Here is a 10731-nt window from a genome sequence, read left to right on the forward strand (position 1 = left end):
TGTGCTGATATAATGATCTAGCAAGGCTTGTGCCCAGCTAAAATTCCTAATTTGCCAATAAGCTTCTGTCCCAACACTTGAACGTTGTGCCTTACTGCTTCAATTCGATAAGCAGGCAGGCAACATATCACTGGAGCAATGACTGCCATCGCTAGGCAGAACCAGACATTTTGTATAGAGAGTACTAACAACAGACACAGTACTAGCACGTTAAACTCAAAGAGGAACAGTCCAAGCGAATAAGGTAGATGAGTCAGCCTTTGACTGTAGATAAACACAATGACAGCTTTAAATGCTTGAGCGATACATAAAGCGCCTATTATTCCCCAGACACCAAAGCCACTTAGTAACCACATCATGCTAAGACCAATGAGAGTTGCGCTTACCGAAATCCATAGCTGTAATCTGGTGGCTTTTCGATGAAGAATGCCGATATTGAGCAGTTCCGCGACCTCCTTGAACCAAGAAAACAGCAACGTTCCCAATACAAGTTGAGCCGACAATAGATAGGTTTCTGGCAGTGCTAACAAGATGAAAGCTTTAGCTGCGAATGCGACGCCTACAGTGAGTAGAGTGATGTAGATAATTCCAAGCTGGGTAACCTCAACGGTTTTACGGCGACCTTGATTCGCCAGCGTATTGAAACGTTTTGGCATCCACCACATTCCAAAAGGCTGAACCAATATACACATGGCAAACGAGAATTTAATTGCAATCGCATATTGTCCAAGGGTATCTAGGTTGGTGGAGTAGGCGACGAAGAATCTTTCTGCACCGTTTAAACCAAAACCGATTAAGCCAGTTAGCATCAGTGGCCAACCGTAACGAAGATAATCTCGAAATGCTGAGATGTTGGTAAATGTGAGCTTAAAGCGATTGATAATAAGCAGTGCAGTGATTTGGAAAAGGTAAGTGACTACGCCGCACATTAAAATTTTCTCAACACTCGGGCTAGAAAATAGCACACCAAGAATTAAGCTGATTTGTAGTAGTGTTGAAGTGACACTGATTGCTAGAAACGTAAAAGCTTTGTCCTGCATTCTCAGCCACGCGGTAGATAAACCGATAACGCCTTCAAGAGAAGCACAAACTAGGATGAGATTGAGCTCAGTGCGGCTTGCAAAGGCAAATTGGTCGCCAAAGCCACTATTGATATAGCCAAAAAGGACAGCAGCCAGAATCAGAGAAACAACACAGGTGAGGGAGAAGATTTCACTCACTTTCAAAAAACGTTTTTTAAAATCACTCTCTTCTCCAACAAAACGGTAGAGTGCTTCATGCAGAGCAAATGTCACAACAATCCCCGTTACCGCACCGATAGAGGCTAACAGGTCTAAGCGACCAATTTGCGAAGGGGCAAGATAGTTGGCGATAATCGGCAACATAATCAGAGCCGTGCCTTTGCTTATGACCAGTCCGATGCCGTAGGTCAGCATGTTCATTAGCGGCGATGGCTGACGTAAAGACTTAATCATGAGACGTCTCCAACGAAGTCATTGCTGGTTTGCTCTCAGCCTCTCCGCGCATAGCAATACAAATTGAAGCGTAACAATGCTCCGCTCGATACTGTTTCGCTATATCTAAACTTGCTTGTGATAAACGTTGACGAAGCTGAGGTTCGTCAATCAACGTTTGGACAGCTTCATACAATGATTGTGGATCTTGTGGGGCGAACTTTAGGCAATTGACATTATCTTCAAGGACTCGATCCCAATAAGCGCCATCGCTTGGAATAACGACGCACAGCCCAGCGGCTAGGCTCTCCAAAACAGACAAGCCAAACGGCTCGTTGGTACTGGTAGAGATAAAAATACCTGAACTTGCGCGGATTTGGTCAAGATTGTTAGGTGCATGGAACAGCTTAGTGTACGTACTTTCTGTCGGTAAACTGCTCACACCTAAATGTGTATTTTGCGGTGTGATATAGCAGATATTGGTATTCCATGGCGTTGCCTGATTAGCGATGTACATTGCTTCATTGAGTGTCTCTAATCCTTTCCATTTAAGTAGAGAAGCTGCCCAAAAAACGTCACTTGATGTTCCTGTGCTTTGAGTTGGCCAATTCGCTTGAGTCAAACCATTAGTAAAAGATTCAAATCTAGCGCTCTCAAGAACAGCACGAGTCATGATCTCATTTTGTTCAGAGTCATGAGTCTTAGAAAAGTAGCAGCTAAGAGCAGCGCGTATTGAATCGATGCTTGAAGATAGATAAAAGACCGAATCAGCGCGAGTAAAGCAATGACCGATTGAACGCGAAAGCCCAACAGGACCGTGAACCAACTGTATGATTGGCATTCTCCAAACCCATTTCACGATGTAGAGCGCCATATCGATCCCTGGGTTTGAGGCACCAACGGTATAATTAATACGTGGTAGGCGAATAAATGTGACCATCAGGATCAAGGCTAGTACTAACTGAGCAACCCAGTAGCGAAGCCCTTGAGGTACCGTGAGAAAACCCCAGTTGGGTAGAGTGATAATTCTCGCGTTGAGCTTGCTTACTGCGGCTCCCCAAGATTTAGGATCAGCGGTAACAATTGTAAAACTAACATTGTCATCAGCTTGCTCTTCGATTGTCTCGAGAGTGGTTACCAACATTTCGAGGGTAGCTATTTTAGAGCCGCCTGCAAAAGGAATTGGATCGTAAATTAAGCCGTGTGTTGCTTTGTCGTTGGCGTTTCGGGTCTTAGTATTCATCGTATGTCTCCAACCTGTTAACGTTAATGAAATGCCCAGCGGACAAGCGGCTTTAAGCCATTGAGTAGGGAAGACGAGTCATTTTTGCGGATAACTTTGCTGTATAGGCGTTCAAATTGTTGTGTGTTAGCTTCCACGGTGAGTTTGGAATGCGATAAATGATATAGCTGAGTCGATAGGTCAGTTCGTAAAGCCGCGTCTGACATTAATCGAGTCATTTGGAGACTCATTTCGTCAATCGGATTGCTTGGGTCGAATAAGAGGCCAGTGCGATTGTGACGGATGAATTCCGGAATACCGCCAACCCTTGGTGCGATAACAGGAAGCTTAGCTAATCCAGCTTCCGCGAGTACTAATCCAAAGGCTTCGTAACGAGCACCGCTAATGAACGCATCGACGTTGCTGCAAAGCCAATCTGCAACGTCTTCTCTTTCGCCAACAAAATGGACTTTACAAGTTAAGCCTAAATCGTTCACGAGCGCGATCAGGTTGTCTCTATCTTCACCATCACCAATCACAACAAGGTGTGCATCTTTCTCGCCCTGAATTCGATTCAGCGATTGGATAATCAAATCGACGCCTTTTCTAACAATCAGAGAGCCAACGGTAATAAACACAAAGCTTGATTGTGGGATGTTGAGCTCCGCGCGCACGCCTCTATTTGTGGTTCGATGTTGGACAACGCCATTGTGAATGACACACAGCTGATCTTGTGGGTAGCCATCATCAAGAAGGCCTTTACTAATATCGTGACTTACACAGGCGATGTTTGGAGAAAGGTGTAAACCTAAAGTAAAGCGATCTCTCAGTTGATAGTCACTGTGAAGTTGAGTTACGACAGGGATGCCACATAACTTGGCGGCGATACACATCCATTGGCACGGAGCGCCACTATTGATGTGAACAATGTCGATATCGTGTTGCTTGATAAGAGAGATAGCTTGCTTTAACTGCACGCCCCACTGGTAAAGGTTGAACCTTGGTGCGCTCCAGCCTAGAAGCAGTTTAAAGGGGGTGTAAACGGTTGGGATGGACTGCTTCTTGAAGTGATCTGCCAACGGTTGGCAATTGCTCCAAACGACGGGTCGAAACTTGGCCTTATTCAAGCTCGCAATCAAATTGATTAAACATGCTTCGCTTCCACGAATCCAGTTATCACCGTAATGTACAAAGAGTATGTTCTTGTAATTGTTCATTGCTAAGCCTCACTCTCTACCAATTTAAAGACGTTGTCCCTATGCGGGATAAATTGTTTGTATAGAGTGAACATAGCAAGCGGAGTGCCAGTATGATTTTTGCTTTAACTGGTTGATTTTTAATGACTGGTTATTGGGTTGATCAAGCAAGTGTCAATTTGAGAATCAGATTGATGAGTTATTTCTGGATAAGAAAGTCGTATCCTATTTTGAGAAAGTGTGCTGTCTAGTCGAGAGTGAGAATCTCATTTTGAGAATTAGAGTCCGTAGCACTCTAGTAGTTGCGGGATGACAGCTTGCGGTGAGTATGTCTTGTTAATGGTTTCGATTGCTTGTTGGCTGAGCGTTGATCTTTCATTTTGAGAGAGAGATAACCAGTTATTTACGCATGCTTCGAGTTCTTTTGGGTCATTCGCCAGATAGCCATTCTTCGTGTGACTTATGAGTTGAGGTAAGTTACCTACAGCGGTCGCGATGACAGGAATACCGAGTGACATTGCTTCTAGCGCAGCCATTGGCAAACCTTCATATCGCGATGGGATAACCAATACATCGATACTCTGCCAGACCTTTTCCATATTTTGCTGGTGACCATGAAAGATACAGTTATCAGCTTTGCGTGATTCCAACTGTTCGCGTTCAGGACCATCTCCAAACAGGTGGAAGTGGTGGTCAGGAAACTGAATAGCTAAATCTATAAATCGGTCGGCTGCCTTTTCGTGACTTAACCGACCCACGAAACCAAATCGGTATGAGCTAGAGCTAAACTCTGGAGAAGGTTGACGCTCCGGCATGCTCACAAAGTTGTTGAGCATTGTCGTCGCGCTCGGGATCTTTTCCTTAATCTTGTTGCTCACCACTAATGAGTGGCTAGACAAGAAACTTGTGTATCGGTCGAGTGCGTCATAGAGCCAGACGCGGCCCTTTGGCGTTTCTCCTGCGTGATAAGTCGACACTTGGTAAAGGGAAAGGCGAGGGTAAAGCAGCTTTGTAAGCTTGCCAATGATACTGGATTTGTAACCGTGACAATGCAGCAGCCTTGGTTGGTAAGTGTCGATTGCATGACTAAGCTGAGTAACTGATGAACCGTCAGTCGTCGTTAAATCTTGCAGAAACGAGAAACTGAGTACAGATTTCTCAAGGCGTTCAATAATGGGAGGGACTGGAGAGTAACGTGTGAGTAAGATAATGCGTACCTGTCGTTGATGCGCTTTCAATCCTTTGGCTAACTCCAAAACATGAGTTTCAATACCGCCGAAGGTTTGGCTGTCGAGCAACAGCCAGATCTCATTTGGTACAATCTCTAACTTTTGGGCCTGCTTAGGCTTGGTTATACTCATCTTCAGCTTCCCATGCCTGCTTCTTACGATACACCGTAGAAGGGCTAAGCTCTAACAGCACTGCAGCATTCAACACGTTACCATCACAGTGGTTGATCGCATTTTGAATCGCTTCTCGCTCAATCTTCCACATTGGGCGAATGCTGCCATCACCATTGGTAAGAGCAGGGCCGCTACTCTCAGTTGCTGCCTCAATTTGCTCTGGAGTCAATGGGGCAGGCTTGGAAGCCGGTTCTGCTACTGCTTCTTGAACAGGTTCGACGCGCTTAATAGGCGTTACGACTTTGCTTCGGCCACCCGTACCATTAATCGGCGCAGGGATCATCTCTTTGGTCACATTGGTTTCGTTATTGAGAACCACAATGTTGCGAATAATGTTCTGAAGTTGGCGGACATTACCCGGCCAAGGATAGTTCTTCAATAAAACCTGAGCTTCTTTATCTATAGACTTAAATTTCTTGCCGTCCTGTTTAGCGTAGATTTTCAGGAAATGCTTGCATAGCGTGACAATGTCACTACCACGTTCTCGCAAAGGTGGCATCTCAATCGGTACAACGTGAACACGGTAGTAAAGATCTTCTCTAAAACGACCTTCTTCAACCTCTAACAGCGGGTCACGGTTAGTCGCACAAATGATTCGCACATCTACTTTCACTTCGCGAGTCGCCCCTAGTGGGGTAAATGTACCTGTTTGTAAGAATCGCAAAAGCTTCTTCTGCATTTCGAGTTCCATTTCACAGAGCTCGTCGAGAAATAGAGTACCGCCATGCGCTTGCATCGCAGCGCCTTTTCGATCTGTTGTTGCGCCAGTAAATGCCCCTTTAACGTGACCGAAGATTTCACTTTCCATCAGATCTCGAGGAATTGCACCGCAGTTGATCGCAACGAATGGCTTGTCGCGACGCTGGCTCTCTTTATGAATGGCTTCGGCACACACTTCTTTACCAGTACCGCTCTCACCATTAATGAACACACTAGCAGTGGTTGGAGCTACCGAGTCGATCGTTTTATATACGGCTTGCATCGGTAGACATGAGCCAATAAAGCCTTGGTAGGCCTCGCGGTCAAACTTGCTCTTAATGTTTTCCACTAAGTTCTCTAGTTTCGCGCGTTTAAGGTGCAGCTGTACCGAGGTTTTCAAGCGTTCGGCTTGGATTGGCTTCTCAAGAAAGTCTTCCGCGCCACGCTGAATTAGGCTAACGGCAATGTCTACTGAACCATGAGCGGTAGCAATAATTACGGCCGTTGGAACTTCATTTTCTGTAATCCAATCTAGTACCTCTTCACCCGACATGTCAGGCAGTTTAAGGTCAAGGATAACCAGTTGCGGCGCGTGACGCTCTATAAAAGTTTTGGCTTCTGCTCCCGTCTCGACGTGAAAAATGTCATAGGGCTCATCTTTTACATACTGTTTGTATAAAACAGCTAATGAAGTGGAGTCTTCAACTAACAATACTTTAGGGCGCATTGTGTTATTCCTTTTGAATCTTGTCCTAACCAAACGTCAATCTTTGCGTTCTGTACTTAATGTCGTTTTGTCTCTTCTTAATCAGACATTGGTTTTTTAGCCGAAACCGAGTTCTTTTCGTGCTATCAGCGCCTCTATCGAATTGTCCGCTAAAGCAAGAAGTTCATCGACGCGTGTGAATGCGAGCTCTGTTTGTTTCTCTAAGCATTGGCGTTCGATGTCGCGAGCTAATGTTGATAAAGCTCTGTTGCCTAAAGCGAGCGATGTGCTGCCTAGAGTGTGGACTTCAAACTCGAGAACTTCGCCATCTCGGGATTGAGCCGCTTGTTTAATTGCGTCAATGCGCGTTTTTGACTCTTCCACATAATGGTCGATAAGAATAGGGATGACCTCTGCACTGGTATCTACAATCATCTGCTGCAGAATAGACTCATCGACAAGGTCTTGGTTTTCAGTGTTAGTAACTGTCATCGTAAATAGATCCATCTATTGATTTCGGTAAACATTCGAAGGTTACTCAAAGGTAACATCAACGAATGATGTGTAACGCAATTGGATATTTAAGTATTAGACATTTTTTAGAACAATTTCAACTGCTTGAATATGGAAGATCGCAAAAATGCCAAGCAAGGTGGGTTCTGGGAGGGAATGGGTAACAATGCAGCAAAGAAAAGTCGCCCGATGACGTTCAAGAAACGTGCAGCGGGCGATAGTTAGAGGCTTAAGACGCTTTATCAATCACGGGCTTTGGGTCAGTTTCAGTTTCCCCGGGCTCCGCAAAAATGTCCGCTACAGCGCTTCGCTCTAGCTCGCCCTTTAAGTTGCCTTCTTCATCGACTACCGGCAGTGAGTATTCGCATGACATGGTATCTTGCAGAATCTCTTCAATGACCGCATCAGGGTTGACCGCAGGTACTTCTTCGTAGATGTCATCACTAAAGTCATTCACAGTTTTATCTTCAACGGCATCTTGGAGGCTCTCTTTCGTCACCAGACCTTGATAGCCATCATCCGTTACGTGGTAAGCGTAGTCATGCTTCAACATCTTCATTTGAGCAAGTGCACCTTCAATCGTTTCTGATGTGATGCGATACAGAGGTGGCTGCATAACCGTTTCTACGGTAAGTGCGCGGGCACGGTTTACATCCTTAACAAATGCCTCAACGTAATCGTCTGCTGGGTGTAGAAGGATTTCATGCGGAGTTCCTTGCTGAACTAACTCGCCATCTTTCAGGATCGCGATTCGGTCGCCAAGTCGCAGAGCTTCGTCAAGGTCGTGGGTGATGAAGATAATGGTTTTATGAAGCTTCTCTTGTAGCTCAATCAATTGATCCTGCATTTCACTACGAATCAATGGGTCGAGTGCGGAGAAAGCCTCATCCATCAATAAGATTTCAGCATCAGTACAGAGTGCGCGTGACAAACCAACACGCTGTTGTTGACCACCGGACAATTGAGCAGGGTATTGGTGTTCATAACCTTTAAGTCCAACCGTATCTAGCCATTCAGACGCTTTGGCTAAACGTTTTTCCTTTTTAATGCCCTGAACCTCAAGCCCGTAAGCCACATTCTCAACTACGGTTCTATGAGGCATTAAGCCAAAGCGTTGAAATACCATCGACATCTTGTGACGACGAAACTCTTCGAGCTCTTTGGTGTTGAGGCTCATGACATCGGTGCCTTCAACGGTGATCTTACCTTCGGTAGGCTCAATCAAGCGATTGAAGTGGCGAATCAACGTCGACTTACCAGATCCGGAAAGGCCCATGATCACGAATATTTCGCCACGATTGATTTCTAGGTTTATCTCTTTGAGACCAACGGTGTGACCCGTATCAGCGAGAATTTGGTCTTTGTTTTGACCATTATGAATACGCTCAATTACCGACTTTGGCTTAGGGCCGAAGACTTTATACAGTCCACTTATTTCAATCAGAGGCTTAGTCATGCTTAAACCCTCCTAAATGTGCGTTGGTTCTTTTTGCGTAGGCTTGCGATGCTCGGTCGAATAGGATTGCTAATGCCACAATAGCGAAGCCATTCAAAAGGCCTAAAGTGAAGTATTGGTTAGTAATCGACTTTAGTACCGGTTGTCCCAAGCCTTTTACCCCAATCATAGATGCGATAACCACCATAGACAAAGCCATCATGATGGTCTGGTTGATGCCTGCCATAATGGTTGGCATAGCTAAAGGCAGCTGAACACCCCAAAGACGCTGCTTCTTGTTTGCGCCAAAGGCCGTTGCTGCTTCAAGCACTTCTTTGTCTACTAAGCGAATACCCAGGTTAGTTAAACGAATCACAGGTGGGATAGCGTAGATAACAACCGCGATAAGTCCCGGGATTTTACCGATGCCCAGCAGCATTACTACTGGAATCAAATACACGAACGCGGGCATGGTTTGCATTATATCGAGTAGCGGAGTAACCATGGATTGAACGCGATTGGAGCGCGCCATCGCAATCCCAATGGGTATGCCTAAACATATCGAAACCAAGGTACACACGGTAATAATACTTAGGGTACGCATGGTGTCTTCCCACATCCCAAAGTAACCAATAAGAAGTAGTGAACCTACACAACCTAGCGCAAGTTTCCACGATCGGCTTGCTGCATACACAAGAGCAGTACAGACAGCGAGAACGATAAGCCAAGGTGTTGAGATGAGGAGTTTTTCAAACCAGACGAGGAAGGAGAGAAGAGGATCAAAGAAAGACTCTATCAATTCGCCATACTCTCGAGAAAAATCTCGGTAGGCGCCGTCTAGTGTTTTCTTAATTGCTCGTAAGTCAGAGCGTTCCATTTCAGGAAAACTGGAGAACCAGCTATTGTCAGCCATTTTATATCCTTATATTCCGAAGCGGTTGATAAACTCAACCGCTTCGAATGCTGAATAACATCAAGTATAGCGACGTTATAGTGTGTGATTTTAATGCGTTATAAACAGTAAACCATTAACTGTTTACAGCTCTGCTTCCACTTTCTTTGCCACATCTTGAGATACCCATGGATGCCAGATATCAGGATATTCGCTTAGGAAATGCAGCATCGCTTCTTCACCATCAGCTTGGTTATCTTCCATCCAAGCTAAAAGAGCGTTCATTTTGTCGTTAGTAAAACCACGCTTAGTGAAGTAGTCGTAGGCTTCAGGCGCACGACTCGCAAAGCTTTCTGTTGTGATGGTATGTACTGGAGAAGGTGGGTACATAGTTGCTTTTGGCGCTTCACACTCTTCTTGAGTCGTACAGTTCACGAACTCGTCTTTATCGACGCCACTGCCAAAATCAACTTTAACCATGTCGTATTTACCTAGCACAGCCGTAGGTGCCCAGTAATAACCAAACCACGCTTCTTCACGCTCATAGGCTTTGGCGATAGCCCCAGAGAGACCCGCACTAGAGCCTGGATCGACAATGCTAAAGCCACTCTCTTCGAGTTCTAGTGCATTGAAAAGGTTGCCTGCACTGATTTGGCAGTTCCAACCTGCAGGGCAGCTGTAAAATGCGGATGTATCTGGATCTTCCGGATGTTTGAATAGTTTGGCGTGTTTACGAACACCTTCGATAGTGGCGATTTCAGGATATTGACTCACTAGGTATTTCGGAACCCAGAATCCTTCTTCACCACCGTTAACGAGGGCTTTACCCGCGTAGCGTAAGCGTTTTTCTTCTACGCCTTTATCAAGCGCGGTTTTTAAACTATTACTCCAAAGTTCTGGAGCGACGTCAGGTTGACCTTTCTCGATCATAGAGGTGCCAGTGGGCATGGTGTCGCCGGGAATAAGTTCTGCGTCACAACCATAACCATGCTCTAGGATAAACCTATCGATGTTGGCGATGAGTGTCGCTGAGTTCCAGTTCATGTCGGCGATTGTTACGCTACCACATTCACCAGCGTTAGCGTTACTGGCTGCGGCGACTAACAAAAACATGGAGCTTAACTTGTATTTCATATTGAGGTTCCTTTCTCATTAAAGTTTGTAACTCTCATAACTAGAACACAAAAGGGCGTGTTTAGCTGTGGAGTTAC

9 protein-coding genes are annotated in these 10731 nt (G+C 45.3%); all 9 read right to left on the bottom strand.

Annotated elements, in window-relative coordinates; translation table 11 throughout:
- Positions 1 to 17 precede the first annotated feature (17 nt).
- Positions 18 to 1475: a lipopolysaccharide biosynthesis protein gene (locus tag VFDL14_RS21155; RefSeq protein WP_050487298.1), complete on the bottom strand. Its 1458-nt coding sequence runs from the start codon at positions 1473 to 1475 to the stop codon at positions 18 to 20.
- Complete coding sequence (locus tag VFDL14_RS21150; RefSeq protein ID WP_050487299.1) at positions 1468 to 2697, bottom strand: glycosyltransferase family 4 protein; 1230 nt, start codon at positions 2695 to 2697, stop codon at positions 1468 to 1470. The genes VFDL14_RS21155 and VFDL14_RS21150 overlap by 8 nt, the downstream gene beginning before the upstream one ends.
- A 23-nt stretch (positions 2698 to 2720) precedes the next feature.
- Positions 2721 to 3893, bottom strand: coding sequence for a glycosyltransferase family 4 protein (locus VFDL14_RS21145; protein ID WP_032548994.1), 1173 nt, complete (start codon positions 3891 to 3893; stop codon positions 2721 to 2723).
- A 257-nt stretch (positions 3894 to 4150) separates the two neighbouring features.
- Positions 4151 to 5233: a glycosyltransferase family 4 protein gene (locus VFDL14_RS21140; protein WP_032548995.1), complete on the bottom strand. Its 1083-nt coding sequence runs from the start codon at positions 5231 to 5233 to the stop codon at positions 4151 to 4153.
- Entirely contained in the window at positions 5214 to 6701 is a 1488-nt protein-coding gene (locus VFDL14_RS21135; RefSeq protein WP_032548997.1) for a sigma-54-dependent transcriptional regulator, read from the bottom strand. The genes VFDL14_RS21140 and VFDL14_RS21135 overlap by 20 nt, the downstream gene beginning before the upstream one ends.
- A gap of 96 nt (positions 6702 to 6797) precedes the next feature.
- Complete coding sequence (locus VFDL14_RS21130; protein WP_235201648.1) at positions 6798 to 7172, bottom strand: Hpt domain-containing protein; 375 nt, start codon at positions 7170 to 7172, stop codon at positions 6798 to 6800.
- A gap of 250 nt (positions 7173 to 7422) precedes the next feature.
- Positions 7423 to 8649, bottom strand: coding sequence for a quaternary amine ABC transporter ATP-binding protein (locus VFDL14_RS21125; RefSeq protein ID WP_032549000.1), 1227 nt, complete (start codon positions 8647 to 8649; stop codon positions 7423 to 7425).
- Complete coding sequence (locus VFDL14_RS21120) at positions 8642 to 9541, bottom strand: ABC transporter permease (protein WP_032549001.1); 900 nt, start codon at positions 9539 to 9541, stop codon at positions 8642 to 8644. The genes VFDL14_RS21125 and VFDL14_RS21120 overlap by 8 nt, the downstream gene beginning before the upstream one ends.
- A 123-nt stretch (positions 9542 to 9664) precedes the next feature.
- Complete coding sequence (locus tag VFDL14_RS21115; RefSeq protein ID WP_032549003.1) at positions 9665 to 10654, bottom strand: ABC transporter substrate-binding protein; 990 nt, start codon at positions 10652 to 10654, stop codon at positions 9665 to 9667.
- Between the last annotated feature and the right edge of the window lie 77 nt (positions 10655 to 10731).

Origin of the sequence: Vibrio fortis (assembly GCF_000695685.1) — a bacterium.
In the GTDB taxonomy this organism is placed as follows: domain Bacteria; phylum Pseudomonadota; class Gammaproteobacteria; order Enterobacterales; family Vibrionaceae; genus Vibrio; species Vibrio fortis_A.

Coding starts and splice junctions, on each gene's coding strand:
- VFDL14_RS21125 (WP_032549000.1), bottom strand. CDS start 8,649: ATGACTAAGCCTCTGATTGAAATAAGTGGACTGTATAAAGTCTTCGGC.
- VFDL14_RS21115 (WP_032549003.1), bottom strand. CDS start 10,654: ATGAAATACAAGTTAAGCTCCATGTTTTTGTTAGTCGCCGCAGCCAGT.
- VFDL14_RS21145 (WP_032548994.1), bottom strand. CDS start 3,893: ATGAACAATTACAAGAACATACTCTTTGTACATTACGGTGATAACTGG.
- VFDL14_RS21140 (WP_032548995.1), bottom strand. CDS start 5,233: ATGAGTATAACCAAGCCTAAGCAGGCCCAAAAGTTAGAGATTGTACCA.
- VFDL14_RS21120 (WP_032549001.1), bottom strand. CDS start 9,541: ATGGCTGACAATAGCTGGTTCTCCAGTTTTCCTGAAATGGAACGCTCT.
- VFDL14_RS21135 (WP_032548997.1), bottom strand. CDS start 6,701: ATGCGCCCTAAAGTATTGTTAGTTGAAGACTCCACTTCATTAGCTGTT.
- VFDL14_RS21130 (WP_235201648.1), bottom strand. CDS start 7,172: ATGACAGTTACTAACACTGAAAACCAAGACCTTGTCGATGAGTCTATT.
- VFDL14_RS21155 (WP_050487298.1), bottom strand. CDS start 1,475: ATGATTAAGTCTTTACGTCAGCCATCGCCGCTAATGAACATGCTGACC.
- VFDL14_RS21150 (WP_050487299.1), bottom strand. CDS start 2,697: ATGAATACTAAGACCCGAAACGCCAACGACAAAGCAACACACGGCTTA.